The 25,759-nt window shown below is 72.7% G+C and carries 23 protein-coding genes; 12 read left to right on the forward strand and 11 right to left on the reverse strand.

The features are described from left to right. Positions 1–10 precede the first annotated feature (10 nt). Positions 11–988: an ATPase BagA gene (bagA, locus tag ACWH4W_RS07325; RefSeq protein WP_473074993.1), complete on the reverse strand. Its 978-nt coding sequence runs from the start codon at positions 986–988 to the stop codon at positions 11–13. Between the two features lie 138 nt (positions 989–1,126). Between bagA and ACWH4W_RS07330 the strand changes: the two genes are divergently transcribed. From ACWH4W_RS07330 to ACWH4W_RS07345, 4 genes are all read left to right on the forward strand, one after another. Beyond that, positions 1,127–1,288 carry a Sp36 family protein gene (locus ACWH4W_RS07330; RefSeq protein ID WP_003975360.1) on the forward strand — a complete coding sequence of 54 codons (162 nt, stop codon included), beginning with the start codon at positions 1,127–1,129 and terminating at the stop codon, positions 1,286–1,288. Beyond that, the gene (locus ACWH4W_RS07335; RefSeq protein ID WP_473074994.1) at positions 1,285–1,755 is read left to right on the forward strand and encodes a RidA family protein; all 471 of its coding nucleotides are present in this window, start codon (positions 1,285–1,287) and stop codon (positions 1,753–1,755) included. The genes ACWH4W_RS07330 and ACWH4W_RS07335 overlap by 4 nt, the downstream gene beginning before the upstream one ends. Before the next feature lie 848 nt (positions 1,756–2,603). Beyond that, complete coding sequence (locus ACWH4W_RS07340) at positions 2,604–3,485, forward strand: NUDIX hydrolase (protein ID WP_473074995.1); 882 nt, start codon at positions 2,604–2,606, stop codon at positions 3,483–3,485. Then, positions 3,482–4,312, forward strand: coding sequence for an MBL fold metallo-hydrolase (locus ACWH4W_RS07345; protein WP_473074996.1), 831 nt, complete (start codon positions 3,482–3,484; stop codon positions 4,310–4,312). Before ACWH4W_RS07340 ends, ACWH4W_RS07345 begins: the two co-directional genes overlap by 4 nt. Before the next feature lie 114 nt (positions 4,313–4,426). Here the strand turns inward: ACWH4W_RS07345 and ACWH4W_RS07350 are convergent, their stop codons facing one another. After that, a complete protein-coding gene (locus ACWH4W_RS07350; RefSeq protein WP_006132548.1) occupies positions 4,427–5,101 on the reverse strand; it encodes a Crp/Fnr family transcriptional regulator in 675 nt (224 codons plus the stop codon). 252 nt (positions 5,102–5,353) lie between these two features. Between ACWH4W_RS07350 and nth the strand changes: the two genes are divergently transcribed. The 3 genes from nth (at position 5,354) to ACWH4W_RS07365 (ending at position 8,441) form a co-directional block, all read left to right on the forward strand. Then, a complete protein-coding gene (gene nth / locus ACWH4W_RS07355) occupies positions 5,354–6,409 on the forward strand; it encodes an endonuclease III (protein WP_473074997.1) in 1,056 nt (351 codons plus the stop codon). A 91-nt stretch (positions 6,410–6,500) separates the two neighbouring features. Next, a complete protein-coding gene (locus tag ACWH4W_RS07360) occupies positions 6,501–7,196 on the forward strand; it encodes an NUDIX hydrolase (protein ID WP_473074998.1) in 696 nt (231 codons plus the stop codon). Between the two features lie 45 nt (positions 7,197–7,241). After that, positions 7,242–8,441 (forward strand): MarP family serine protease, encoded by a 1,200-nt coding sequence (locus tag ACWH4W_RS07365; RefSeq protein ID WP_473074999.1) that lies wholly within the window; start codon positions 7,242–7,244, stop codon positions 8,439–8,441. Positions 8,442–8,493: 52 nt separating this feature from the next. On the opposite strand, the gene ACWH4W_RS07370 is transcribed toward ACWH4W_RS07365, so the two are convergent. The 5 genes from ACWH4W_RS07370 to ACWH4W_RS07390 form a co-directional block, all read right to left on the reverse strand. Next, a complete protein-coding gene (locus ACWH4W_RS07370) occupies positions 8,494–8,676 on the reverse strand; it encodes a hypothetical protein (RefSeq protein WP_473075000.1) in 183 nt (60 codons plus the stop codon). Positions 8,677–8,814: 138 nt separating this feature from the next. Next, positions 8,815–9,765 (reverse strand): alpha/beta fold hydrolase, encoded by a 951-nt coding sequence (locus ACWH4W_RS07375; protein ID WP_473075001.1) that lies wholly within the window; start codon positions 9,763–9,765, stop codon positions 8,815–8,817. Beyond that, on the reverse strand, positions 9,762–10,250 hold the full coding sequence (locus ACWH4W_RS07380) for a phage holin family protein (protein WP_106413179.1): 489 nt from the start codon (positions 10,248–10,250) through the stop codon (positions 9,762–9,764). Before ACWH4W_RS07380 ends, ACWH4W_RS07375 begins: the two co-directional genes overlap by 4 nt. An 85-nt stretch (positions 10,251–10,335) precedes the next feature. Next, complete coding sequence (gene nhaA, locus ACWH4W_RS07385; RefSeq protein ID WP_473075002.1) at positions 10,336–11,769, reverse strand: Na+/H+ antiporter NhaA; 1,434 nt, start codon at positions 11,767–11,769, stop codon at positions 10,336–10,338. A 322-nt stretch (positions 11,770–12,091) separates the two neighbouring features. Then, the gene (locus tag ACWH4W_RS07390; RefSeq protein ID WP_473075003.1) at positions 12,092–12,409 is read right to left on the reverse strand and encodes a hypothetical protein; all 318 of its coding nucleotides are present in this window, start codon (positions 12,407–12,409) and stop codon (positions 12,092–12,094) included. Between the two features lie 126 nt (positions 12,410–12,535). On the opposite strand from ACWH4W_RS07390, the gene ACWH4W_RS07395 reads away from it, so the two are divergent. After that, on the forward strand, positions 12,536–13,003 hold the full coding sequence (locus tag ACWH4W_RS07395; RefSeq protein WP_473075004.1) for a hypothetical protein: 468 nt from the start codon (positions 12,536–12,538) through the stop codon (positions 13,001–13,003). Positions 13,004–13,519: 516 nt separating this feature from the next. Here the strand turns inward: ACWH4W_RS07395 and acs are convergent. Further along, positions 13,520–15,475, reverse strand: a complete 1,956-nt coding sequence (gene acs / locus ACWH4W_RS07400) for an acetate--CoA ligase (protein WP_473075005.1) — start codon at positions 15,473–15,475, stop codon at positions 13,520–13,522. A gap of 196 nt (positions 15,476–15,671) precedes the next feature. Beyond that, on the reverse strand, positions 15,672–18,101 hold the full coding sequence (locus tag ACWH4W_RS07405) for a bifunctional SulP family inorganic anion transporter/carbonic anhydrase (protein WP_473075006.1): 2,430 nt from the start codon (positions 18,099–18,101) through the stop codon (positions 15,672–15,674). A 331-nt stretch (positions 18,102–18,432) separates the two neighbouring features. On the opposite strand from ACWH4W_RS07405, the gene ACWH4W_RS07410 reads away from it, so the two are divergent. After that, positions 18,433–19,707, forward strand: a complete 1,275-nt coding sequence (locus ACWH4W_RS07410) for a polysaccharide deacetylase family protein (RefSeq protein ID WP_473075007.1) — start codon at positions 18,433–18,435, stop codon at positions 19,705–19,707. 3 nt (positions 19,708–19,710) lie between these two features. Here ACWH4W_RS07410 and ACWH4W_RS07415 read toward each other — a convergent pair whose 3' ends face one another. Then, positions 19,711–20,691, reverse strand: coding sequence for an ATP-binding protein (locus ACWH4W_RS07415; protein WP_473075008.1), 981 nt, complete (start codon positions 20,689–20,691; stop codon positions 19,711–19,713). A 101-nt stretch (positions 20,692–20,792) separates the two neighbouring features. Here ACWH4W_RS07415 and ACWH4W_RS07420 point away from each other — a divergent pair, with 101 nt between their 5' ends. Beyond that, on the forward strand, positions 20,793–21,617 hold the full coding sequence (locus ACWH4W_RS07420) for a Fic family protein (RefSeq protein WP_473075009.1): 825 nt from the start codon (positions 20,793–20,795) through the stop codon (positions 21,615–21,617). 408 nt (positions 21,618–22,025) lie between these two features. Here the strand turns inward: ACWH4W_RS07420 and ACWH4W_RS07425 are convergent, their stop codons facing one another. Beyond that, positions 22,026–22,871: an HAD family hydrolase gene (locus ACWH4W_RS07425; protein WP_473075010.1), complete on the reverse strand. Its 846-nt coding sequence runs from the start codon at positions 22,869–22,871 to the stop codon at positions 22,026–22,028. 565 nt (positions 22,872–23,436) lie between these two features. On the opposite strand from ACWH4W_RS07425, the gene ssd reads away from it, so the two are divergent. Beyond that, the gene (gene ssd / locus ACWH4W_RS07430) at positions 23,437–24,537 is read left to right on the forward strand and encodes a septum site-determining protein Ssd (RefSeq protein ID WP_473075011.1); all 1,101 of its coding nucleotides are present in this window, start codon (positions 23,437–23,439) and stop codon (positions 24,535–24,537) included. Beyond that, positions 24,534–25,751: a TadA family conjugal transfer-associated ATPase gene (locus tag ACWH4W_RS07435; protein WP_473075012.1), complete on the forward strand. Its 1,218-nt coding sequence runs from the start codon at positions 24,534–24,536 to the stop codon at positions 25,749–25,751. The genes ssd and ACWH4W_RS07435 overlap by 4 nt, the downstream gene beginning before the upstream one ends. Positions 25,752–25,759 lie beyond the last annotated feature (8 nt).

Genomic DNA, 25,759 nt, shown 5'->3' on the forward strand with positions numbered 1-25,759 from the left:
GTCCGGCCGGTCATGACACGCCCTGCCCGCGCAGCTTCCGCGCCAGCGCGTACAGCCCGGCCAGGTCCATGCCCTCGGCGAGCAGCGGGAGTTCGTGCAGCGGCACGCCCAGCTCCGCCAGCACGGCGCGCTGCTCGGTCTCCAGCGCGTACCGCTCGGCGTACTCCTCCGCCTGCGTGAGCAGCGGCTCCACCAGCCGCTCCGCGTGCCCACCGCGTCGCGCGCCGCCGAGCCCGGCGGAGGACAGCGACCGCGCGACGGCGGAACGGGGCACGCTCCCGACGAGGTCCAGGTCGGCGGCGTCCAGCACCTGGGGCCGCACCATGTTCACGATGACCCGCCCCACCGGCAGCCGGGCCGCGCGCAGCTCCGCGATGCCGTCCGCGGTCTCCTGGACCGGCATCTCCTCCAGCAGCGTGACCAGGTGCACGGCCGTCTCCGGCGATTTCAGCACCCGCATGACGGCCTGCGCCTGGTTGTGTATAGGGCCGATCTTGGCGAGCCCGGCCACCTCGTCGTTGACGTTGAGGAAGCGGGTGATGCGGCCGGTCGGCGGGGCGTCCATCACGACGTAGTCGTAGACGAACCGGCCGCCGCGGTCCTTGCGCCGCACCGCCTCGCACGCCTTGCCGGTGAGCAGGACGTCCCGGACGCCGGGGGCGATGGTGGTGGCGAAGTCGATCGCGCCGAGCTTGCGCAGGGCCCGTCCGGCGCTGCCGAGCTTGTAGAACATCTGGAGGTAGTCCAGAAGGGCCAGTTCGGCGTCGATGGCGAGGGCGTACACCTCCCCGCCCCCGGGAGCGACGGCGATCTTCCGCTCCTCGTACGGCAGCGCCTGCGTCTCGAAGAGCTGCGCGATGCCCTGCCGGCCCTCGACCTCGACGAGAAGCGTCCGCTTCCCCTCCTCGGCCAGGGCCAGCGCCAGAGCGGCGGCCACCGTGGTCTTGCCGGTTCCGCCCTTGCCACTCACGACCTGGAGCCTGCTCACGCCTTCGAGCCTAAATGCTCACCGCGCGTGGCGGCGGCTCCGGGTGGTGTTCAGGCCGTGCGTGCCCTCCCGCTTCCGGTCACGACGGGCGCGACGGCGACGCGGGCGGCGGGCGGGGCAGCGGTTAGAGTCGGCCGCATGACGAAGTGGGAATACGCGACTGTGCCGCTGCTGGTCCACGCGACGAAGCAGATTCTGGACACCTGGGGCGAGGACGGCTGGGAGCTCGTCCAGGTCGTGCCCGGGCCGAACAACCCCGAGCAGCTGGTGGCCTACCTGAAGCGCGAGAAGCAGGCATGAGCGGCGCCGTCGAGTCCCGGCTGGCCGAGCTGGGCCTGAGCCTGCCCGAGGTCGTCCCGCCGCTCGCCTCCTACCAGCCGGCGGTCGTCTCCGGCCGGTACGTGTTCACCTCCGGCCAGCTGCCGATGGTGGACGGCAAGCTGCCGGTGACCGGCAAGGTCGGCGCGGAGGTCACCGCAGAGGAGGCCAAGGACCTGGCCCGCACCTGCGCGCTGAACGCGCTCGCCGCGGTCAAGTCCGTCGTCGGCGACCTGGACCGCGTCGCGCGCGTCGTGAAGGTCGTCGGCTTCGTCGCCTCCGCCGCGGACTTCACCGGCCAGCCCGCCGTCGTCAACGGCGCCAGCGAACTCCTCGGCGAGGTCCTCGGCGACAAGGGCGTGCACGCCCGCAGCGCGGTCGGCGTCGCGGTGCTGCCGCTGGACGCCCCGGTCGAGGTCGAGATGCAGGTGGAGCTCACGGAGGCGTAGCCCGCGCGAGTGACGGCCCTCTGATGTCCTCAGGGGACCGTCCCCGCCGACCCCCGTACGTCGCCCCGGCCGGGCCCCGCGCCCGCCGGGGCGACGCGCGTCCGGCCACCGGCCGGGGGCGGCGGTGCCGGCCCCAGCCGTTGACGACGGCCCTGGCTGCGGCGACTGCGGCCCTGTGGCCCTGTGGCCCTGCGGACCGTGGGCGACGGCGCGGGCGGCCCGTCCCACCGGGCCGGTGACCGCCCTGGCCGCTCGATTGCTCCGGCCGCCCGGCGGCTCCGGTTGCTCCGGTGGCCCGGTTGCTCCGGCCGCCCGGTTGCCCCGGACCGCCGGCGACGGCCTGGCTCGCCGGTTCCCGGGCATCGTCCGGTCCGGCCGCGTGTCCGGTCCTGTTTCCCGGCTCCGGATGGCTCCGGATGGGTGAGGGCGGATGGGCTGTCGGTCATCGTCCGGTTGTTCGTTGCTGAGGGCCGCTGCTTGACCGTCCGGGTTGTCTCGTTCCGGACCAGTGACAGTGGCCGGGGTGCCGGCAATCGTCCGGCTGCTCGTCGCTGCGGGCCGGTGATGACCGTCCGGTCCGGTCACGCGTCCGGCCTCGCCCTCCCGCTCCGGACCGGTGACGACGTCCGGGTTGCCGGCGCTTGCCCGGCTCAGCTCCTGCGGGCTGCGGGCTGCCGACGGCCGCCCGAGCCGCCCGAGCGTCCGCCCGCCCGCCCGCGCGTCCGCCCGCCCGCCGCCCGCTGCTCCGAACCGGTGACAGCGGCCCCCGGCCCGTGTCGCCGTCCCGGCCGTCCCGGCCGTCCCGAGGGGCACTCGAACATCCGGGCGTCACGGGATAGCCTCCGGCCATGGCGAATGCGCAGGCTGGCGGGCAGTGGTACCCGCCGGAGTGGCCCGAGCGGATCAGAGCGCTGGCGAGCGGTGACCTCACACCCGTCACGCCCAAGCGCGCGGCCACCGTCATGCTCCTCAAGGACACCGGCCGCGGACCCGCCGTGCACATGCTGCGCCGCCGTACGTCCATGGCGTTCGCGGGCGGCGCGTACGCCTACCCCGGCGGCGGCGTCGACCCGCGCGACGACGACCGGCACGTCCGCTGGGCCGGCCCCTCGCTGGACTGGTGGGCCGGCCGGCTCGGCGTGGACCGCGCGGGCGCCCAGGCGATCGTCTGCGCGGCCGTGCGGGAGACGTACGAGGAGGCCGGCGTGCTGCTGGCCGGGCCCGCCCCGGACTCCGTGGTCGGCGACACCACCGGCGCGGACTGGGAGGCGGACCGCGCCGCCCTCGTCGCACGCGAGCTGTCCTTCGCGGAGTTCCTCGACCGGCGCGGTCTGCTGCTGCGCTCCGACCTGCTGGGCGCGTGGACGCGCTGGATCACCCCCGAGTTCGAGTCGCGCCGTTACGACACGTGGTTCTTCGTCGCCGCCCTCCCCGAGGGCCAGCGCACCCGCAACGCCTCCACGGAGGCCGACCGCACGGTGTGGATCACCCCGCGCGAGGCGGCCGGCGCGTACGACCGGGGCGAACTGCTGATGATGCCCCCGACCATCGCGACCCTGCGCCAGCTCACCGCGTACGGCACGGCAGCGGAGGCGCTCGACGCGGCTCCCGCGCGGGACCTCACGCCGGTGCTGGCCTCCGCGCGCCTGGTGGACGGCGCGATCGTCCTCTCCTGGCCCGGGCACGACGAGTTCACCAAGCACATCCCGACCGGGGGAGCACCCGCATGACGGACGCCCACGCACTTCCCGGCCAGCCGCGCGGCGGGGCCCTCTCCGGTCCCGCGACCGCACGGGCCGTCAACGTGCTGGCGCCGAACCCCTCGGCGATGACCCTGGACGGCACGAACACCTGGATCCTGTCCGAGCCGGACTCCGGCCTCGCCGTCGTCGTCGACCCGGGGCCGCTGGACGACGGGCACCTGCGGCATGTCATCGGCACCGCCGAGCAGGCCGGAAAGCGGGTCGCCCTCACGCTGCTGACGCACGGTCATCCCGACCACGCCGAGGGCGCCGCCCGGTTCGCCGAGCTGACCGGCACCAAGGTGCGCGCCCTGGACCCGGCGCTGCGGCTCGGCGACGAAGGGCTGGCCGCGGGGGACGTGGTCACCGTCGGCGGCCTGGAGCTGCGGGTCGTGCCGGCCCCCGGCCACACCTCGGACTCCCTGTGCTTCCACCTGCCGGCGGACCGGGCGGTCCTCACCGGCGACACCGTGCTGGGGCGCGGCACGACCGTCGTGGCCCACCCCGACGGCCGCCTCGGCGACTACCTGGACACCCTGCGCCGGCTCAGGTCCCTCACCGTCGACGACGGCGTGCACACGGTCCTGCCGGGGCACGGGCCGGTGCTGGAGGACGCCCAGGGGGCCGTCGAGTACTACCTCGCGCACCGCGCCCACCGGCTCGCCCAGGTGGAGACGGCCGTCGAGGACGGCCACCGCACCCCGGCCGAGGTCGTCGCCCACGTCTACGCCGACGTCGACCGCTCCCTGTGGCCGGCCGCGGAGCTGTCGGTGCGGGCGCAGCTGGAGTACCTGGAGGAGCACGGGATCCTCTGACACACCCGCACCCGCGCCTCCACTCGCACCCGCGCCTCCACTCGCACCCGCGCCTCCACTCGCACCCGCGCCCCCGCGGCCGGGGGCCGTGGGGGCGCGGAGGGAGACGGAGCGTCAGCGGGAGCGCTTGGCCAGGCGTTCCACGTCGAGCAGGATCACCGCGCGGGCCTCCAGGCGCAGCCAGCCGCGCTGGGCGAAGTCCGCCAGGGCCTTGTTGACCGTCTCGCGGGACGCACCGACCAGCTGGGCCAGCTCCTCCTGCGTGAGGTCGTGCACCACGTGGATGCCCTCCTCCGACTGCACGCCGAAGCGACGGGAGAGGTCCAGCAGGGCGCGCGCGACACGGCCCGGGACGTCGGAGAAGACCAGGTCGGACATGGCGTCGTTGGTCTTGCGCAGACGGCGGGCGACGGCGCGCAGCAGCGCCGTGGCCACCTCGGGGCGGGCGCTCAGCCAGGGGGTCAGGTCGCCGTGGCCCAGGCCCAGCAGCTTCACCTCGGTGAGCGCCGTGGCGGTCGCGGTGCGCGGACCGGGGTCGAAGAGGGACAGCTCACCGATCAGCTCGCCCGGGCCGACCACGGCGAGCATGTTCTCGCGCCCATCGGGGGAGGTGCGGTGCAGCTTCACCTTGCCCTCGGTGACCACGTACAGGCGGTCGCCCGGGTCGCCCTCGTGGAACAGTGAGTCACCCCTCGCCAGGGTCACCTCACTCATGGAGGCGCGAAGCTCCGCGGCCTGCTCGTCGTCGAGCGCCGCGAAAAGCGGGTTCCGCCGCAGAACGTCGTCCACGAGTTCTCTCCTCTTCGACCTGCTCAGGGGATCTTGACTCCCCCGCGTGTCAGTGGACCGTGGTTCCCATTGTGCCGGGTGGTCCAAACAGTGTGATCTGTCACAAGGATGCCGCACGGGGAGGCCGGGGTATGCGGCAGGGGTCCAATTGGACGCCGGTCCTCGGGGTCCGGGACGGATGTCCGCGCCGGGTCGTAGGCTGGCCGGGTGTCCAAATCGCCGGTGAGAGCACAGGCCGAGGGGGCTGCGCGGGTGAGTGCAGATCGCGATTCCGCTGTGGGCGAACAGGGCTCCGATGGCGGTAGGGAAACGGCGGAAGCCGTGGGGAAGACCGCCGCCGGGAAGCCCGCGTCCGCGCGGAGGCCCGCGCCGGCCGCGAAGGGAGCGAGCGCTGTGAGGAAGCCCGCGTCGGCTTCCAGGAAGGCGACCGCCTCCGCGGAGGCCCCCGCGCCCGGGAAGCGGGCGGCCGCGCCCGAGAAGGCCACCGCCTCCGTACCGGCCGCCTCCGCGAGGACGGTGGCCGCGGGCCCGCGCGGCGAGTCCCGGACCGCGCTGGTGCGGCGGGCCCGCCGGATCAACCGTGAGCTCGCCGAGGTGTACCCGTACGCCCACCCCGAGCTGGACTTCGAGAACCCCTTCCAGCTCGTCGTCGCCACCGTGCTGTCGGCCCAGACCACCGACCTGCGCGTCAACCAGACGACCCCCGCGCTGTTCGCGAGGTACCCCACCCCCGAGGACCTGGCCGCCGCCGACCCGGAGGAGGTGGAGGAGATCCTCCGCCCCACCGGCTTCTTCCGCGCCAAGACCAGGTCGGTCATCGGGCTGTCGAAGGCGCTGGTGGAGGAGTTCGGCGGGGAGGTGCCGGGCCGGCTGGAGGACCTGGTCAAGCTGCCCGGCGTGGGCCGCAAGACCGCGTTCGTCGTGCTCGGCAACGCCTTCGGCCGCCCGGGGATCACCGTCGACACCCACTTCCAGCGCCTGGTGCGCCGCTGGCGCTGGACCGAGCAGACCGACCCCGACAAGATCGAGGCGGAGGTCGGCGCGCTGTTCCCCAAGAAGGACTGGACCGACCTGTCCCACCACGTCATCTGGCACGGCCGCCGCATCTGCCACGCCCGCAAGCCCGCCTGCGGCGCCTGCCCGATCGCCCCGCTCTGCCCTGCCTACGGCGAGGGCGAGACGGACCCGGACAAGGCGCGGAAGCTGCTGAAGTACGAGAAGGCCGGTCAGCCGGGCCAGCGTCTGAGGCCCCCGCAGGCGTATCTGGACGCGGGCGGCAGGGCGGCCCCGCCGCTGGGGGCCGGATGAGGGCAGGCCGGGCGTCCCGGTTCTCCGCGGAACGATCTCGGGGCCACCGGGCGTTGGACCTGTGGGACGGGGCCGGACGACGGGGGTGGGCATGACGCGTACGAGCGGGACGCAGAGGGGTCCGGTGACCCTCAGCAGGGACGGACTGCCCCCGTGGCTGGACCCGGTGGTCCACGCCGTCGAGACGGTCGCGCCCCAGCAGCTCAGCCGCTTCCTGCCGCCCGCGGACGGCTCGGGACGGCAGTCCGCCGTCCTCATCCTCTTCGGCGAGGGCGAGCGCGGCCCCGAGCTGCTGCTCATGGAGCGGGCCAGTTCGCTGCGCTCGCACGCCGGGCAGCCGTCCTTCCCCGGCGGCGCGCTCGACCTCGAGGACGGCGATCCGCACGGCGACGGCCCGTTGCGGGCGGCGCTGCGCGAGGCGGAGGAGGAGACCGGGCTCGATCCGTCCGGTGTGCAGCTCTTCGGCGCGCTGCCGAAGCTCTACATCCCCGTCAGCGGCTTCGTCGTCACGCCCGTGCTCGGCTGGTGGCGCGAGCCCAGTCCGGTCGGCGTCGTCGATCCGAACGAGACGGCGCGGGTGTTCACCGCGCCCGTGGCCGATCTCACCCACCCGGACAACCGCGCGACCGCGGTCCACCCCAGCGGCTTCCACGGACCCGCGTTCCTGGTCGAATCGGCCCTCGTGTGGGGGTTCACCGCAGGGGTCATCGACCGGTTGCTGCACTTCGCGGGCTGGGAGCGCCCCTGGGACCGGGACAAGCGGGTCCCGCTGGACTGGAGGGCGTGACAGGGTGGGCGCCGTGCTGCGTAGGACGAGGCGAGGCTTGAATCGGTGAACGTGCTGGACATCCTGCTGCTGGTGGCCGCCGTGTGGTTCGCCGTGGTCGGCTACCGCCAGGGCTTCGTCGTCGGCATCCTGTCGGTGATCGGCTTCCTCGGGGGCGGCCTGATCGCCGTCTACGCGCTGCCCGTCGTCTGGGACGCGCTCACGGACGGCTCCGAGGTGAGCGCCGCCGCCGCCGTCGTGGCGGTCGTGGTCGTCATAGTCTGCGCCTCCGTCGGCCAGGCCCTCACCACGCACCTCGGCAACAAGCTGCGCCGCCACATCACCTGGTCCCCGGCCCGGGCGCTGGACGCCACCGGCGGGGCCCTCGTCAACGTGGTCGCGATGCTCCTGGTCGCCTGGCTGATCGGCTCCGCCCTCGCCGGGACGACCCTGCCGACGCTCGGCAAGGAGGTGCGCGGCTCCAAGGTGCTGCTCGGCGTCTCCCGGGCGCTGCCGGACCGGGCCGACATCTGGTTCGCCGACTTCTCCTCCGTCCTCGCGCAGAACGGCTTCCCGCAGGTCTTCAGCCCGTTCGCCAACGAGCCCATCACCGACGTACGGCCGCCGGACCCGGCGCTGGCGGGCAGCCCCGTGGCCGTCCGCGCGCAGCGCTCCATCGTGAAGGTGACGGGCACCGCGACGAGCTGCGGCAAGGTCCTGGAGGGCACCGGCTTCGTCTTCGACGACCGGCGCGTCATGACCAACGCCCATGTGGTGGGCGGCGTCGACGAGCCGGTCGTGCAGATAGGCGGCGAGGGCAGGAAGTACGACGCCACGGTCGTCCTCTACGACTGGAAGCGCGACATCGCCGTCCTCGACGTGCCCGATCTGGACGCGCCCGCGCTGCGGTTCGCCACCGAGGACGCGAGCAGCGGGGACAGCGCCATCGTCGCCGGCTTCCCGGAGAACGGCGCGTACGACGTCCGCGCGGCGCGGCTGCGGGGGCGCATCACGGCCAACGGTCCCGACATCTATCACCGCGGCACGGTCCGCCGTGACGTGTACTCCCTGTACGCGACGGTCCGTCAGGGCAACTCCGGCGGCCCGCTCCTCACCCCCGAGGGCGAGGTCTACGGCGTCATCTTCGCGAAGTCGCTGGACGACGCCGAGACGGGATACGCGCTGACCGTGGACGAGATCCGCGAGGACATCGTCCGGGGCCGTGCCGCCGCCCAGGAGGTGGACAGCGACACGTGCGCGCTCTGAGCGGGAACCGGGGCGGCGGTTGCCGGAGCGTCAGGAACGGCCGGGCGGGCCGTCAGCCGCGCGGATGACGGAGCCGGACGGAGACCCAGCGCGCACGGCGGCGGAGAATGCGCGGGATGCCGACCCTGAGATCCGTAGCTGCCATCTGTGGTGCACCGCCTCGCTGGTGGGAGCCCACACCGCTCGCCGAGCGGCGCTTGCGGCTTGCGTCACTGTAGTCGTGCGTCCAGCCCATACCCGGACGTGTGCCCCCGCCCCAAGGTCGATAACCGCCTGAGGGGCCGCCAATTGGCCTATGCGCCAGGCAATTGGCCTTCGAATGACAAGCGTTTGGTCGCCATGGGTGTGAGCGGTACGGAACGCATCCGTCCGGTCACCGGTCCGGCTCGGGATCCCTCAGCCAGTTGATCAGCTCGGTCGAGAAGGTCACCGGGTCCTCCTCGTGCGGGAAGTGCCCCAGGCCGTCGAACAGCCGCCAGCGGTACGGCGCTTCGACGTACTGCCCCGAGCCCGCGGCGCTGCGGGTGCGCACCACCGGGTCCAGCGAGCCGTGCAGGTGCAGCGTCGGCACCTGCACCGGGCGCTTCATCCTGCGGTTGAACTGGATGCCGTCCGGGCGGGCCAGCGACCGCACCATCCACCGGTACGGCTCGATCGAGCAGTGCGCCGTGGACGGGATGCACATGGCCCGCCGGTAGATCTCCAGAGCCTTGTCGTCGGGTGGCTGCGGCCCGGACCACTCCTCGATGAGCCGGGCCACCAGCGCCCCGTCGTCCGCGGTGAGCCGCCGCTCCGGGATCCAGGGCCGCTGGAACCCCCAGATGTGCGACTGGGCCGCCGTCTGCCGGGCGTCGGCGAGCATCGAGGAGCGCCAGCGCCGCGGGTGCGGCATCGAGGACACCACGAGCCGCCGTACGAGCTTGGGGCGCATCGCCGCGGCCGTCCAGGCCAGGTAGCCGCCCAGGTCGTGACCGACCAGAGCGGCGTCCGGCTCGCCCAGGGAGCGGATGACGCCGGTGACGTCCAGCGCGAGGTTGGCCGGGTCGTAGCCGCGCGGGGTGCGGTCGCTGCCGCCGACGCCCCGCAGGTCCATGGCGACGGCCCGGAACCCGGCGTCGGCGAGCGCCGTCAGCTGGTGCCGCCAGGTCCACCAGAACTGCGGGAAGCCGTGCAGCAGCAGTACCAGCGGGCCGTCACCCAGCTCCGCGATGTGGAAGCGGGCGCCGTTGGCGGCGACGTCCCGGTGGACGAGTCCCGGGGCGTCCGGGAGGTCCAGGCGTACGACCGAGGCTGGTTGCGCCGTAGGAGTGGCGGGGTCCGTCATGAGGACGAGCGTGCCACAGCCTCGATGGCCTCGGGACCGCGGTTCTCGGGAAGGGCGGGGCGCGGATGCGGCTTGGCCTTCTGCAGGACGCCGGCCGTTTCCTTCATCGAGGCGGCGACCTTCTGCGGGCCGCGGCCCTTCTTGGCCTTCTTGGCGAAGGTGACGCCGATCAGCGCGAGGACGCCGGCGACGAGGCAGTTGGCCGCGAAGGACAGCAGGAAGCACCAGCCGAGGTTCCAGCCGCTCCAGGCGTGGATGCCGTACGCGAGGGCGAAGTTCAGCATCGGCAGGGAGAACAGGAGCAGCACGCCCGCCGCCATGAACGCGCCTCCGCTGGTCGCGCCCCGCTTCACGTCCTGCCGGAGCTGCGCCTTCGCCAGCGCGATCTCGTCGTGCACCAGCGCCGACATCTCCGCCGTCGCCGTGGCGAACAGCTGGCCGATGCTGCGTTCGGCGCCGACCGGGCTGCCGTCGGGTGCGCTCATCGCGGTCTCCCTCTTCTCCGTACGCCTCGCGTACGTCCGTCGTGCCTGCGCGGGACGGTCCCGTCTTTTGTACCGTCCCGTCAGATCATGCCGGACCGTCGTGCGGATCGCCTGCCCCGCCCGGCACTTCCGCAAGCGCGTCCCGCTCGGCGGCCTTCTCCAGGGCGAGCCGCCGGTGCTCGGCGGCCTTCTCCTCGAGGATGCGGGCCATGCGCAGGTGGTACTCCGGGTCGTCCTGCTCGTAGACGTCCGGTATGCCGTCGAGGTCCTCGTCCCGCTCCTCCTCGTCGGCCAGCTTGCGGTACTTGGCGTTCCTGATCTTCAGCAGGACGGTCGCCAAGGCGGTGGCGATCAGCGAACCGGTGAGGACGGCGGCCTTCACGCTGTCCGTCATCATCGCGTCGCCCTCGAAGGCCAGCTCTCCGATGAGCAGCGACACGGTGAAGCCGATGCCGGCGAGCGCCGCCACCGCGAGCACGTCGGCCCAGGCCAGGTCGTCACTGAGCGAGGCACGCGTGAAACGGGACGTCAGCCAGGTGCCGCCGAAGATGCCGAGCGTCTTGCCGACGACCAGACCGAGGACGACGCCGAGCGTCTCGGGCTGCGTGAACATCTTCGCGAGCGCGTCGCCGGAGACCGTGACACCCGCGCTGAACAGGGCGAACAGCGGGACCGCGAGCCCCGCCGACAGCGGCCGGACGCGGTGCTCGATGTGCTCGCCCGGGGAGTGCTCCTCGCCCTCCTCGCGGTGGCAGCGCAGCATCAGGCCCATCGCGACACCGGCGATGGTGGCGTGGACGCCGCTGTTGTACATCAGGCCCCAGATCGCCACGGCCAGCGGCACGTACAGGTACCAGCCGCGCACCCGCTTGCGCAGCAGCAGCCAGAAGAGCAGCAGGCCCGCGGCGGCGCCGCCGAGCGCCGCGAAGTTGAGCTGGTCGGTGAAGAAGAGCGCGATGATCAGGATCGCGAACAGGTCGTCGACGACCGCGAGGGTGAGGAGGAAGGCGCGCAGCGCGCTGGGCAGCGAGGTGCCGATGACGGCGAGCACGGCCAGCGCGAACGCGATGTCGGTGGCGGTGGGCACGGCCCAGCCGGCGAGGGAGCCGCCGCCCAGGCCGCTGGTGAGCGTGTAGACCAGCGCGGGCGCGATCATGCCGCACAGGGCGGCGACGACGGGGAGCGCGGCGGCCTTGGGGTCGCGCAGGTCGCCGGCGACCAGTTCCCGCTTGAGCTCGATGCCGGCGACGAAGAAGAAGATGGCGAGCAGGCCGTCGGCGGCCCAGTGCGCCACGGACAGGTTCAGCCCGAGCGACTCGGGGCCGAAGTGCCAGTGGCTGACGCTCTCGTAGCTGTCCTGCAGCGCGGGTATGTTCGCCCACACCAGCGCGGCGACGGCGGCGAGCAGCAGCAGGACGCCGCCCACGGTCTCCGTGCGGAGGGCCTCCGCGACGAAGTTCCGCTCGGGCAGCGAGAGACGGCCGAAGGCCTTGCGGGGGGTGGGGGTGGGGGCGCTCACAGCGTGTTCCTCCGGTCGGTGGGCAGCACGAATCGCGTGCCGACCAGACTTCCCGGCGCTCCATGAGACAGCGTGTTGTGCTCTTGAGCCTAGCCAACGCGCACGTGGGCCGCACCAGCGGCATCGAGAAGCCGGGCACGGGGTCGCCACCGGGACCCTGAAGGTGAGGCAGGCGGGGGGAATCGTGCTGACCTGCGGCAATGGTGCCATGCGGGGGTGCCGCCGCCCGGACGCGGCCATGCGGTGCGGAGTGCTGTGACGTGGCTCTCCTCACAGTGCGGAGCCGGGGCCCGAGGGCGAGACGCGCGCGGTCGACGTGCTCTCAGTCCTTCCCGGAGGCCAGGGCCCTCTTCCTCGCCTCGATCTCTTCCAGGGTGGTCACGCGCAGGCGCCGCCGTCCGCGGGTGGCGCGTCCTTGCCCGGCCTCGGCCGGGGCGGCGGTCGTCCTCCCGGTCGCCGTCTCCTCCGCGGTCGGCCTGGGAGCGGCAGGATTTCCGGCACCGTCGAGCAGCGTCTCCAGCGGGCGGGCGCAGACGGCGCACAGATCCGTCTCGAGGCGCCTGCCGTCGGCCGACGCGATCGTGTAGGTGGCGGCAGGTGTCCGCCGGTCCACATCGCACGCGATGACCTGCATCTTCATACCTGCCCCTGCCCGTGATGACCGCCCTCAGGTTACCGGTGCGAAGATCCGGTGAGCGTGCGGGATACCGTGATCCGAGTCGTTGCGGGGCGGGGAGAGGGCCGTGCGACGGAAGCAGGAGGGGCCGTGCCGAAGCGCAAGATCGTGGATGAGGGCGAGGTCGTCCGCTGGTTCGAGGAGGGGTGGACCTACCAGCAGATGATCGACGAGTACCGGAGGAAGTACGGGATCGACACCGTCCCTTCCATGTGGGGGAACTTCCGGTACCGCAAGGGCCTGAGCAGGCGTATCGCCCGGGACGACGACCTGATCCCCTGGGCTGTGAAACCCGAGCACCGGCACCAGTACCCGCTGGCGATGCTGCGGGTGGAGGGCCGGCGCCGTGCGGGCATGGACCTGGACGGGAACGCGGCCAGACGGCTGGAGTCCTGGACACGGACGCTGGCGGAGGAGAACGCCGTCGTCCACTACGACCCCGACACGGAGGAAGGCTTCTTCTACGTGCCTCGTGAACCCCAGGACGACGACCTGATCCGCCGGCCCCGGCGCAAGACGACCCTGCGCCGCAACGCTGACGAACGCCGGGACACGTAAGAGGCGGGTGGAACACGCGCCGCCTTGAGTGGGGGACACGAGCCGCCTTGAGCAGGGACACGCGCCGCCTCGAGGGTGAACGCGCGCCACGGGGCGCGGTGAGCGGGCCGCGCGCAGGGTGGCCGGGCGCGTGCACAGCGTGGCCGGGCGCGCACGGCCGCCCGGCCGGCGTGACGGTGCGGACCGACGACGGGCGGGGTGTCGGTGCGGACCGACGACGGGCGGGGTGCCGGTGCGGACCGACGACGGGCGGGGTGTCGGTGCGGACCGACGACGGGCGGGGTGCCGGTGCGGACCGACGACGGGCGGGGTGTCGGTGCGGACCGACGACGGGCGGGGTGCCGGTGCGGACCGACGACGGGCGGGGTGTCGGTGCGGACCGACGACGGCCGGCGTGACGGTGTGGACCGACGAACGGGCGGGGTGTCGGACGGCGTCCCCGTAGGTGAGGGCCGCGGGCGACCCGGGGGCGGGGGCACCGCCGTCGACACACCCGCCCGTGGCAGGCCCGCCGTTCTAGTCCTCGCTCGGCGCGGCCGGCAGCTTCGCCTGGATGAGGTCCATGACCGTGGAGTCCGTCAGCGTGGTGACGTCCCCGAGCTGGCGGTTCTCCGCGACGTCCCGCAGCAGGCGGCGCATGATCTTGCCGGAGCGGGTCTTCGGCAGCTCGGCCACCGGGAGGATCCGCTTCGGCTTGGCGATCGGGCCGAGCGTGGCGCCCACGTGGTTGCGCAGCTCGTCGACGAGGTCCTCGCTCTCCGCCGCCGTGCCGCGCAGGATCACGAAGGCGACGATCGCCTGGCCGGTCGTCTCGTCGGTCGCGCCCACCACGGCCGCCTCGGCGACCGCCGGGTGGGAGACCAGTGCGGACTCGACCTCCGTGGTGGAGATGTTGTGGCCGGACACCAGCATCACGTCGTCCACCCGGCCGAGCAGCCAGATGTCGCCGTCGTCGTCCTTCTTCGCGCCGTCACCGGCGAAGTACTTGCCCTCGAAGCGCGACCAGTAGGTGTCGAGGAAGCGCTGGTCGTCGCCCCAGATGGTGCGCAGCATCGACGGCCACGGCTCGGTCAGCACCAGGTAGCCACCGCCGCCGTCGGGCACCTCGTTCGCCTCGTCGTCCACGACCGTGGCGGAGATGCCCGGCAGCGGGGTCTGGGCGGAACCCGGCTTGGCGGAGGTCACGCCCGGCAGCGGCGAGACCATGATGCCGCCGGTCTCGGTCTGCCACCACGTGTCGACGACCGGGGCGCGGTCGGCGCCGATGTTCTTGCGGTACCAGATCCACGCCTCGGGGTTGATCGGCTCGCCGACGGAGCCGAGCACCCGCAGCGACGACAGGTCGAACTTCGCGGGGATGTCGTCGCCCCACTTCATGAACGTCCGGATCGCGGTGGGCGCCGTGTAGAGGATCGTCACGCCGTACTTCTGCACGATCTCCCAGAAACGGCCCTGGTGGGGCGTGTCCGGGGTGCCCTCGTACATGACCTGGGTGGCGCCGTTGGCGAGCGGCCCGTAGACGATGTACGAGTGTCCGGTGACCCAGCCGACGTCGGCCGTGCACCAGTAGACGTCGGTCTCCGGCTTGAGGTCGAACACCGCCCAGTGCGTGTACGCGATCTGGGTCAGGTAGCCGCCGGAGGTGTGCAGGATGCCCTTCGGCTTACCCGTGGTGCCCGAGGTGTAGAGGATGAAGAGCGGGTGCTCGGCCCCGAACGCCTCCGGGGTGTGCTCCGTGCTCTGCCGGTCGACCACGTCGTGCCACCACACGTCGCGGCCCTCGGTCCAGGCGACGTCCTGGCCGGTGCGGCGGACGACGAGGACGTGTTCGACGTTCTCCACCCGGCTGACGGCCTCGTCCACGGCCGGCTTCAGGGCGGACGGCTTGCCGCGCCGGTAGCCGCCGTCGGCCGTGATGACGACCCGCGCGTCGGCGTCCTGGATGCGGGTGGCGAGCGCGTCCGCCGAGAAGCCGCCGAAGACCACGGAGTGCGCGGCGCCGATGCGGGCGCAGGCCAGCATCGCGACGGCGGTCTCCGGGATCATCGGCATGTAGACGGCGACCCGGTCGCCCTTGCGGACCCCGAGCTCCAGGAGGGCGTTGGCGGCCTTGGACACCTCGTCCTTGAGCTGGGCGTAGGTGAGGGCGCGGCTGTCGCCCGGCTCGCCCTCGAAGTGGATCGCGACCCGGTCCCCGCGCCCGGCCTCCACGTGCCGGTCGACGCAGTTGTAGGCGACGTTGAGCTCGCCGTCCTGGAACCACTTGGCGAACGGCGGGTTCGACCAGTCGAGCGTCTCGGTGGGCTCCTTGGCCCAGGTCAGTCGGCGGGCCTGCTCGGCCCAGAAGCCGAGCCTGTCAGCCTTGGCCTGTTCATACGCCTCCGCGGTGACGTTGGCGTTCGCGGCCAGGTCGGCGGGGGGCGCGAAGCGTCGCTCCTCCTTCAGAAGGTTGGCCAGGCTTTCATTGCTCACGGCATCTGCCTTTCCCAGGGTGTCCGTTGTGTCCCAAGCCACAGCTCATCAGACCTGGGGGCACGCTGACAAGGGTCGACGGGAAAATGGTTTAGACCTGTTGCGGTCGTGTCGCGCTGGTGCCCGACACCCCTTCTCACGGGGCGGGGGGCGTCCCGGTTCAAGAGGTGTAACGCCCCTCACACGCGGGTGCGCCTCACACCGCCAGGTCCACCTCGCGTACCCGGTCGAAGACCCTTTCCTCCTCCTGTTCGGTGAGCAGGTACGCCTGGGCCTCGCCCACGTGGAAGTACAGCCCGTGCAGTTCGAGGACTCCTTCCTCCAGGGCGCGGGCGACCGATTCATGGGCGCGCAGATGCTCCAGCTGCTGGACCACGTTGGTCAGGCAGAGCTGCTCGATGTCGTCGGCGAGGGCGCGACCGGCCAGGCGGGGCGCGGGCGTGCCGGCGTCGTGCAGCCGCTCCAGGCTCGGTCCGCCGTGCCGGAGCCAGCGTCCGAGCGGCGTGGCGGCCGGTGAGGCGGGGCGGGAGCCGAGCAGGGCCTGCATGGCGCCGCACCCGGAGTGGCCGCACACCGTGATCGACCGCACCGCCAGTACGTCGACGGCGTACTCGATGGCGGCGGCCACCGAGTCGTCGCCGCTCTCCGCGCCGGGCGGCGGCACGAGATTGCCGACGTTGCGCACCACGAAGAGGTCGCCGGGACCGCTGGAAGTGATCATCGAGGTGACCACGCGGGAGTCGGCGCAGGTCAGGAACAACTGCGAGGGCCGCTGCCCTTCTCGCGCCAGCCGGGCCAGCTCGTCGCGCACCAAGGGCGCCGTTCTGCGCTGGAACGTGCTCAGCCCGCGGACGAGTTGACGGCTGCCCGGGGGGCGCCTGCGGGGCGGGGCGCCGGGATCGGCGGGCTGCTGTGCCGCGCCGCTGACGGTCGTCGCGTCCGGCTCGGCCCCGGGGCCGGGCGTGGGCCGGTCGCACTGGTGATTGCGCCAGGCCGTCCAGGGACGGCAACGGCAGTCGCTCGCGGTCCCGGAGGACTCCGCGCCGGATGCCGGCCCGGAGGCGAGGGACCCGGGCTCGGCGATCCGGACCCCGGCGCGCCGGCCCGTGATCTCCACGGTGCCGCCCCGCGCGGTGTGCGTGCTCTGCCAGTCCTGCAGCGCCTCGTACGCCGCGTGGTCCATGAAGGAGCCGTCCAACGACACCACCGCGTCGGCGCCTTGGGGCACCAGATGCAGCGCCCGGCTCAGCCTGGGCACCGCGAGGAACGTCAGCTGTCCGCGCACATGGACGTGATGGACGCCGTTCTCCTCCGTGTGGGCGATCCGGGTGCGGGTGAGCCGGTGCAGGGCCACGCCGACGGCCGCGGCGATGCCGAGCGCCACGCCCTCCAGCACGCCGAAGGAGATCACGCCGAGGGCGGTGACGACGTAGACCAGGACCTCGCGGTGACGGGTCACCGTGCGGATGTGGTGCAGGGACACCATCCGGATGCCGACGGCCATGACCAGGGTGGCGAGCGAGGCGAGCGGGATCAGCTCCAGCAGCGGGACCAGGAGCAGCGCGGCCGCCACCACCAGGACGCCGTGGATCATCGTGGAGTTCCGGCTGACGGCGCCCGCGTGGACGTTCGCCGTGCTGCGGACGGCGACCCCGGCCACCGGCAGGCCGCCGAGGGAGCCGGAGACGATGTTGGCCGTGCCTTGCCCGAGCAGCTCCCGGTCCAGGTCGGAGCGGATGACGGTCCGCGCGCCGGGGCGGGCGGACGCCAGCTTGTCCACGGCCACCGCGCCGAGCAGCGACTGCACGCTGCACACCAGCGTCGTGGTCAGCACGGCCGCGACGAGGCCGAGCACCGGCCCTTCGGGCAGCCCGGCCAGGGCGTGACTGCGCCAGGAGGGCAGGTCCACCACGGGCAGCACCAGTCCGGCCGCCGCGGCGACCGCGGTGGTGCCGGCGACGGCGACGAGGGCGGTCGGCACCCGCCGCAGCAGGTGTCCGGCGCGGCCGGGCAGCCGGGGCCAGAGGATCAGGGCGGCCAGGGTCAGCACGCTCACCGCGAGGGCTGCGGGGTCGAGGCGTGCCAACTGGGCGGGCAGGGCGCGGAGGTTGTCGGGCACGGAGCTCTGCGGTTCGCCCCCGAGGACGATGTGCACCTGGGCGACGGCGATGGTGACGCCGATCCCGGCGAGCATGCCGTGCACGATCGCGGGACTCACGGCGAGGGCGCCGCGCGCCACGCGCAGACAGCCGAGCCCGAGCTGGGCGAGGCCGGCGAGAACGGTGATGGCGCAGGTGGTGCGCCAACCGTACTGGTGGATGAGGTCGGCGGTGACGACCGTGAGTCCCGCCGCCGGACCGCTCACCTGGAGCGGGGAGCCGCCGAACCGTCCGGCGACGATTCCGCCCACGGCCGCGGCGACGAGACCGGCCTGGAGGGGCGCGCCGGTGGCGAGGGCGATGCCGAGCGACAGGGGGAGGGCGATGAGGAAGACCGCGACGGCGGCCGAGAGGTCGGCGCCCGCGACGCGGAAGCGCCGGCGGCGGCCGGGCGGCGGGCTGTGCGGTGGATGGGCTTGCTCGGTGTGCGCCGAGCCGGTGGTGCCGGCGGGAACGCAGGCTGACATGGACTCCCGTCTCCTTCGGGTCTGCGCGGTCGCGTGACGGTGGGGGCCCGCTCGGGCGAAGAGGTCGCGGCCGTGGGGCACGGCCCCAGAACGGCGGGACGAGGAAACTCTCAGTAAACAGATCGTAATTGCGAGTAAAGGACCGGCATAGACTTTCCGGGCAAATGGCGGCAGTCATCACCCTGAGGGATGAAGTGGCCATTTCATCGGCTTGTCGTATTAATCCACTTCTTCTTCCCGTGCGACGTTGACGGCGCGGTCGGCATGGACCGGCGCAGCACCACACAACGCCTCATCGAGCTCTGCCCGGGAGAAGGAAGAAGGTGGGCGAATGGCCGCCACCCACAGGATCGCCACCGGCACCGTGATCACCGCGGTCTGCCTCGCCGCGCTCGCCGGCTGCGGAACCGGCGCCGACGGCGGTGGCGGGCAGGACGGGCCGGAACGGGAGAAGGCGCAGCCGGCACCCGCGCCGAAGAACGTCGTCCGGCTGATCGGCGACGGCTCCACCGCGTACACCGGCGCCCAGCCGCACCTGCCGAAGCCCGAGCGGCTGAAGCCCGGCGAGAAGCCGCCGCAGTTCGTGGTGTTCTCCTGGGACGGCGCAGGCGAGGACAGCCAGAAGCTGTTCTCGCACTTCCGCAAGGTCGCCAAGGACAACGACGCGACCATGACGTACTTCCTGAGCGGTGTGTACCTCCTTCCGGAGGAGAAGCGCGACCTGTACCACCCGCCGCAGCACTCGCCGGGCCGCTCCGACATCGGCTTCAACGACCAGCAGGGCATCGCCGACACCGTGAAGCAGCTGCGGCTGGCCTGGCTCGAGGGCAACGAGATCGGCACCCACTTCAACGGCCACTTCTGCGGCAGCGGCGGCGGGGTGGGGGAGTGGTCGGTGGAGGAGTGGAAGGAGGAGATCGCCCAGGCCAAGCAGTTCGTGAAGACCTGGAAGACCAACACCGGCATGAAGAACGAGGCCCCGTTGCCCTTCGACTACGACAAGGAGCTCATCGGGGCCCGCACACCCTGCCTGGAAGGGCAGAAGAACTTCATGAAGGCCGCCCGGGAACTGGGTTTCCGCTACGACACCAGCGGCGTCAACAACCAGGTCTGGCCCCAGAAGAAGGACGGGCTGTGGGACCTGTCGATGCAGCTCGTGCCCTTCCCCGGCCACTCCTTCGAGCAGCTCACCATGGACTACAACTTCATGGTCAACCAGTCCGGCACCACCACCCAGGGCGACCCCGCCAAGCACGAGATGTGGGGCGACCAGATGCGGGACGGCCTGCTCCAGGGCTTCGAGCGCGCCTACGACGGCAACAGGGCGCCCCTGATCATCGGCAACCACTTCGAGTCCTGGAACGGCGGCACCTACATGCGCGCCGTCGAGGAGGTCATCGAGACGGTGTGCACCAAGTCCCAGGTGCGGTGCGTCTCCTTCCGGCAGCTGGCGGACTGGCTGGACGCGCAGGACCCGGCGACCCTGGAGAAGCTGCGCTCGCTGGGCGTCGGCGAGGCCCCGAAGGAGGGCTGGAAGACCTTCCTGGCCTCCGGCCCCGCCCCGGCCCCCAAGGGCGCGCCGGGATCCCCCGCGCCGAAGGAGTGAGGCTCAGGCGCCGGCGGTGACGCTCTCGCCGAGCACGAAGCCGGGGTCGATCTGCGCCGCCAGGTCGGTCCCGGTGCGCTCGTTGCCCCACGACTGGGCGTTCTTGAGGTGGAAGTGCACCATCTGGCGCGTGTACCGCTCCCAGTCCCGCTGCTCGTACGTCGCGTCGGCGGCGGCGCGCAGCGTGCTCAGGGCGAGCCGGTTCGACTCCTCCAGGCCGTCGAAGCGGGGCGGGCGGCCCTTCTCCATGGCCCGGACCCAGTCCGAGTGGCCCACGGTCACCAGCAGGTCGTCGCCGGCCTCCGCGTGGAGGAAGTCGACGTCGTCCGGACCCTGCACCTTGTTGCCGACGACCTTGAGCGCCACGCCGAAGTCGCGGGCGTACTCCTTGTACTGGCGGTAGACGGAGACGCCCTTCCGGGTCGGCTCGGCGACGAGGAACGTCATGTCGAAGCGGGTGAACATGCCGGAGGCGAAGGAGTCCGAGCCGGCCGTCATGTCGACCACGACGTACTCGTCGGGGCCGTCCACCAGGTGGTTCAGGCAGAGCTCCACGGCCCCCGTCTTGGAGTGGTAGCAGGCCACTCCCAGGTCGGCGTCGGTGAAGGGGCCGGTGACCATCAGGCGGACGGCGCCGCCCTCCAGGTCCACCGGGCGGGCGCAGGCGTCGTAGAGCGGGTTGTCCTCCTGCACCCGCAGCAGCCGGGAGCCCTCGCCGGGCGGGGTCGTCTTGATCATCGTGTCGGCGGACGCGATGCGCGGGTTGCTCCCGCGCAGGTAGTCCTTGATCAGGCGAAGGTGCTCGCCCATCGCGGGGAGGGCGGCGGCCTCGGTCTCGTCCAGGCCCAGCGCGGCCCCGAGGTGCTGGTTGATGTCGGCGTCGACGGCGACGACCGGGGCGCCCTCGGCCGCGAGGTGGCGGATGAACAGGGAGGACAGGGTCGTCTTTCCGCTCCCGCCCTTCCCAACGAAAGCAATTTTCATGTTCACGAAGAGTAGTGGGTCTGTGGCTGTACGTCACAGCGGTGCGTGAAGAAGACCACTCCATCGTGGGGCGGGCGTCCGGGGTGCGTAGGGTCGTGTTCATGAGTACGACGGGCGCGACCGCCGATCCCCTCGCGGCGCTGGGCAACCTGCCCGGTGTGGCCGACTCCGTGGAGTCCGTACGCAAGGCCGTGGACCGGGTCTACGGGCACCGGGTCATGCGGCGGCGCAGCAACGAGATCACTTCCGAGGCGGCCCTGCGCGGCGCCCGGGCTTCAGCGGCGCTGTCCGGCGCGGACTGGGCGCTGGAGGAGGTGCGGCGGCGCAGTGACTTCAGCGGCGACGACGAGGCGCGCACGGTGGGTGCGGCGCTGCGGCTGACCGCCGAGGCGGGCCAGCTGCTGTCGATCTGGCGGCAGTCGCCGCTGCGGGTGCTGGCGCGGCTGCACCTGGTCGCCGCGGCCGACAAGGCCGAGCAGGTGGGCCGGCCCCGGCAGGCGGGCGAGCCGGTCGACGAGCCCCTGATCGGTCTGCCCCTGCCGGGCGCCGGGGAGATGCACGGCCGTCTGGAGGGGCTGGCCGAGGTCGTCATCGCGGGGGGTTCGGCGCCGGCGCTGGTCACGGCCGCCGTGGTGCACGGCGAGCTGCTGGCGCTGCGTCCCTTCACGTCCCACAACGGCCTGGTCGCGCGTACGGCCGAGCGGATCGTCCTGGTCGGCAGCGGACTCGACCCGAAGTCGGTGTGCCCCGCCGAGGTCGGACACGCCGAGCTGGGGCAGGACGCCTATCTGAAGGCGCTGGAGGGCTACATGTCCGGCACCCCCGAAGGCATGGCCGCCTGGATCGCCCACTGCGGGCGCGCGATCGAGCTGGGCGCGCGCGAGTCGACGGCGGTGTGCGAGGCGCTCCAGCGCGGAGCCGCCTGACCGGCGGGAAGGGCGGCGCGGGCCGGGGGGCGGGCCTTACGCGAAAATGCGGCGGTACGAGTACTCGTACCGCCGCTGGCATGTCCACCGCGTTACCAAGCGTCCTCGAGGTACGCCCATCAGGTCGGGTTCTTTGCCCGCCACCTGGTGCGGCTGGCCCGTAATCGACGGGTCGACGTCGCGTGGGTGCGCGGTTTCCATGCTCGGTCCGTGGGGCCTAAAGCGTTCTGAGGGTCGTCCTCCCGGACGTCCTTGGTCTCGCGGGCCGTCAACTCCTTTGTACTCCGGCTCCCCGGAGAGGGGAAGTCCTGGCCGCGTTCCTTTACTTTTTGGTTCAAACAAGCAGTAAACGGGCGCCGGAACGGCGAACGCGTCCCGGGGTGGGACGCGCGGCGGCAAAAAGTACGTTCAGGCAACCGTCGCACGGCGCCTGCCGGCGTACCAGACAAGACCCGCGGTGGCCGCCGCCGCGCCTATCGCGGCCGCCGCGACAAGGGCGGGGCGCGGCGGAACGGAGAACGCCGGGAACCGCTGCTTCAGCCGCACCGGCCGGTGGAAATCGAGGATCGGCCACTCACGCGCCAGCGCCTCCCGGCGCAGCGCGCGGTCCGGGTTCACGGCGTGCGGACGGCCGACGGCCTCCAGCATCGGGATGTCGGTCACCGAGTCGCTGTAGGCGTAGCAGCGGGCCAGGTCGTAACCCTCGGACGCGGCCAGCTCCCGGACCGCCTCCGCCTTGGTCGGGCCGTAGGCGTAGTACTCCACCTCGCCGGTGAAGCAGCCGTCGTCGCCCACCACCATGCGGGTGGCCACGACCCGGTCGGCGCCCAGCAGTTCGCCGATCGGCTCGACCACCTCGGCGCCCGAGGTCGACACGATCACGACATCCCGGCCCGCGGTGTGGTGCTGCTCGATGAGCGTGGCGGCCTCGTCGTAGATGATCGGGTCGATCAGGTCGTGCAGGGTCTCGGCGACGATCTCCTTGACCTGCTGGACGTTCCAGCCGCGGCACAGTGCGGACAGGTACTTCCGCATGCGCTCCATCTGGTCGTGATCCGCGCCGCCGGCGAGGAACACGAACTGGGAGTACGCGGTCCGCAGCACGGCCCTGCGGTTGATCAGTCCGCCCTGGTAGAAGGACTTGCTGAAGGTGAGTGTGCTCGACTTCGCAATGACCGTCTTGTCCAGGTCGAAGAAGGCCGCTGTGCGAGGCAACAAGTGGTTTTCCACGTCTTGAGCATAGGCGCAGCCCATTCGGCGTAAGGTGTGGCGCGTGGGTTTGCCTGAGGGGGCCCTCGGGTACACCATGGAAGTCACGGATCGTTCGCGACCGTGCTAACCCGGTCCGACTCCTCCCCCCCCGAGTCGGCCGTGGGGACGACCCCCGCTCTCCCCCCCGGCGGGGGTCGTCGCATGTCCGGACGCGTTTCTCGTCTCTTCTCCCCACTCTCGCTCCTGCGTGGACTCGCACGAGGCGCGTGATTGTCATGCGCGCGACCAGTGACGGAGGGTGATAGTCAGACTGCTCTGCGGTCATCGCGCGGAAGCCAGGACGGTTTCACCGGTATGGGTGACCGCGATATCCACAGCCATCGCCCCGCCCACAGTTTTCCACCAAGATCCCCACGATTTCCGGGATCGCTGCACTGTCATTCCCACGCGACCCGCATCGCCGCGAGTTCACACCCGCTTCCGTTGCGGCGGGACGCGTACGGCCGGTTTTCGCCGGCCGGTCCGCGGGAGGCCGCAGCGCGGTCTCCCCACACCTGGAATCGGCGGGGTCCGAGGGCCGCGCGAGGTAGGAAGCACTGGGGACGACATGACCGGAACCGTCACACACGACCCGCCGCCCGGAGGGAACCGGCCGGGCGCACCGCTGATCCTCACCGAGGACACCGGGCTCCTCGACGACCTGCTGCGGCTGTGCGCGGCCGCCGGCGCCACACCGGAGGTCCACCACGGGCTGCCCGGACCACGCGGCAGCTGGGAGGCCGCGCCCCTGGTCCTGGTCGGCGACGACGCCGCCCGGCGAGCCCGTGGCGCACCCCGCAGACCGGGGGTGGTGCTGGTCGGTCACGACCAGGACGACCCCGGCGTCTGGCGACGGGCCGTCGAGATCGGTGCCGACCACGTGCTGATGCTGCCCGACGGGGAGCAGTGGCTCGTCGACCGCATCGCCGACGTGGCCGAGGGCGTCGGACGGCCCGCCCTGACCGTCGGAGTCATCGGCGGCCGGGGCGGAGCAGGGGCGTCCACCCTGGCGTGCGCGCTCGCCGTCACGTCCGCCCGCGAGGGGCTGCGCACGCTGCTGGTGGACGCCGACCCGCTGGGCGGCGGACTGGACGTGGCGCTCGGCGGTGAGACGGCCAAAGGGCTGCGCTGGCCCGCCTTCGCCTCGTCGCACGGCCGGGTCGGCGGCGGGGCGCTGGAGGAGTCGCTCCCGGAACTGCACGCGCTGCGGGTGCTGAGCTGGGACCGCGGTGACTGTCTCTCGGTGCCGCCCCGAGCCGTGCGCGCGGTGCTCGCCGCCGCCCGGCGCGGCGGCGGAGCCGTCGTGGTCGACCTGCCCAGACGTGTCGACGAAGGTGTCGCCGAAGTCCTCGCCCAGCTCGACCTCGGGCTCCTCGTGGTCCCGGCGGAGCTGCGGGCCGTCGCGGCGGCCGGCCGCGTCGCCTCCGCCGTGGGCATGGTCCTGCGCGACCTGCGCGTCGCCGTCCGCGGACCGTACGCACCCGGCCTGGACGACCGGGAGGTGGCCCGGCTGCTCGGTCTGCCCCTCGCCGGGGACGTGCCCGTCGAGGCCGCGCTCCAACGCCCGCACGACACGGGCCGGCCGCCGGGGGCGTCGGGCCGGGGACCGCTGGCCCGCTTCTGCAAGGAGTTCTGGGAGCGCGCGCTGGTGGAGGCGAGGACGGCATGAGCGACGCTGAGGTGACCGGGGCGGGGATGCCACCCGGTCTGCTCGACGGGGTGCGGCGGTGGCTGGCCGAGAGCGGCGCCGAACCGACGCCGGCCCGGGTGGCGCAGGCGCTGCGTGAACAGGGCCGGGTGCTCGGCGACGCGGAAGTGCTGGGTGCGGCCGAGCGGCTGCGGTCCGAGCTGGTCGGCAGCGGACCGCTGGAGCGGCTGCTGTCCGACCCGACCGTGACCGACGTCCTGGTGTCGGCGCCGGACCGGGTCTGGGTGGACCGCGGCGGAGGCCTGGCGCTCACCCCGGTCTCGTTCCCGGACGAGCCGTCCGTCCGGCGCCTGGCGCAGCGGCTCGCCGCGGTGGCCGGCCGGCGCCTGGACGACGCGCGGCCCTGGGTCGACGCCCGGCTCCCCGACGGGACCCGGCTGCACGCGGTCCTGCCCCCGGTCGCGGTGGGCGGCACCTGCCTGTCCCTGCGGGTGGTACGACCGCGTGCCTTCACCCTCGACGAACTGGTGGCGGCCGGGACGGTGCCGCCGGGCGGCGACCGGGTGCTGCGGACCCTGATGGACGCGCGGTTGTCCTTCCTGGTCAGCGGCGGCACGGGCACGGGCAAGACGACCTTGCTCAGCGCCCTGCTGGGACTGGTCCGGCCGGACGAGCGGATCGTGCTGGCGGAGGACTCGGCCGAGCTGCGGCCCGACCACCCCCACGTCGTGCGGCTGGAGACCCGGCCCGCCAACCAGGAGGGCGCGGGACTGGTGACCCTGGAGGACCTGGTGCGCCAGGCCCTGCGGATGAGACCGGACCGACTGGTCGTGGGCGAGGTGCGCGGCCCCGAAGTGGTGCATCTGCTCGCCGCCCTCAACACGGGTCATGAAGGCGGCTCGGGCACGGTCCACGCCAACGCGGCGAGTGACATCCCCGCCCGGCTGGAGGCGCTGGGCACGGCGGCGGGGCTGGACCGGTTCGCCCTGCACAGTCAGCTCGCGGCGGCCTTGTCGGTGGTGGTGCACCTGGTGCGGGACCGGAGCGGCAGGCGGCGGATCGCCGAGGTGCACGTACTGGAGCGGGACGCCTCGGGGCTGGTGCGGACGGCGCCGGCGCTGCGCTGGGGACCGGAGACCTTCGTCGCCCAGCCGGGCTGGCCGCGCCTGCGGCACCTGCTGCGTACCGCGTGCGACGACGAGGTCCGGGCCGGGCGAGAGGCGGTCGGGGCGTGAGCGGGGCG

It is taken from the genome of Streptomyces sp. DSM 120436, from assembly GCF_055778765.1.

Bases quoted from the DNA above. Each gene is read 5' to 3' on its own strand.
- ACWH4W_RS07330 (WP_003975360.1), top strand. From the start codon at position 1,127: ATGACGAAGTGGGAATACGCGACTGTGCCGCTGCTGGTCCACGCGACG.
- ACWH4W_RS07335 (WP_473074994.1), top strand. From the start codon at position 1,285: ATGAGCGGCGCCGTCGAGTCCCGGCTGGCCGAGCTGGGCCTGAGCCTG.
- ACWH4W_RS07340 (WP_473074995.1), top strand. From the start codon at position 2,604: ATGGCGAATGCGCAGGCTGGCGGGCAGTGGTACCCGCCGGAGTGGCCC.
- ACWH4W_RS07345 (WP_473074996.1), top strand. From the start codon at position 3,482: ATGACGGACGCCCACGCACTTCCCGGCCAGCCGCGCGGCGGGGCCCTC.
- ACWH4W_RS07360 (WP_473074998.1), top strand. From the start codon at position 6,501: ATGACGCGTACGAGCGGGACGCAGAGGGGTCCGGTGACCCTCAGCAGG.
- ACWH4W_RS07370 (WP_473075000.1), bottom strand. From the start codon at position 8,676: ATGGGCTGGACGCACGACTACAGTGACGCAAGCCGCAAGCGCCGCTCG.
- ACWH4W_RS07375 (WP_473075001.1), bottom strand. From the start codon at position 9,765: ATGACGGACCCCGCCACTCCTACGGCGCAACCAGCCTCGGTCGTACGC.
- ACWH4W_RS07380 (WP_106413179.1), bottom strand. From the start codon at position 10,250: ATGAGCGCACCCGACGGCAGCCCGGTCGGCGCCGAACGCAGCATCGGC.
- ACWH4W_RS07390 (WP_473075003.1), bottom strand. From the start codon at position 12,409: ATGAAGATGCAGGTCATCGCGTGCGATGTGGACCGGCGGACACCTGCC.
- ACWH4W_RS07405 (WP_473075006.1), bottom strand. From the start codon at position 18,101: ATGTCAGCCTGCGTTCCCGCCGGCACCACCGGCTCGGCGCACACCGAG.
- ACWH4W_RS07410 (WP_473075007.1), top strand. From the start codon at position 18,433: ATGGCCGCCACCCACAGGATCGCCACCGGCACCGTGATCACCGCGGTC.
- ACWH4W_RS07415 (WP_473075008.1), bottom strand. From the start codon at position 20,691: ATGAAAATTGCTTTCGTTGGGAAGGGCGGGAGCGGAAAGACGACCCTG.
- ACWH4W_RS07420 (WP_473075009.1), top strand. From the start codon at position 20,793: ATGAGTACGACGGGCGCGACCGCCGATCCCCTCGCGGCGCTGGGCAAC.
- ACWH4W_RS07425 (WP_473075010.1), bottom strand. From the start codon at position 22,871: ATGGGCTGCGCCTATGCTCAAGACGTGGAAAACCACTTGTTGCCTCGC.
- ssd (WP_473075011.1), top strand. From the start codon at position 23,437: ATGACCGGAACCGTCACACACGACCCGCCGCCCGGAGGGAACCGGCCG.
- ACWH4W_RS07435 (WP_473075012.1), top strand. From the start codon at position 24,534: ATGAGCGACGCTGAGGTGACCGGGGCGGGGATGCCACCCGGTCTGCTC.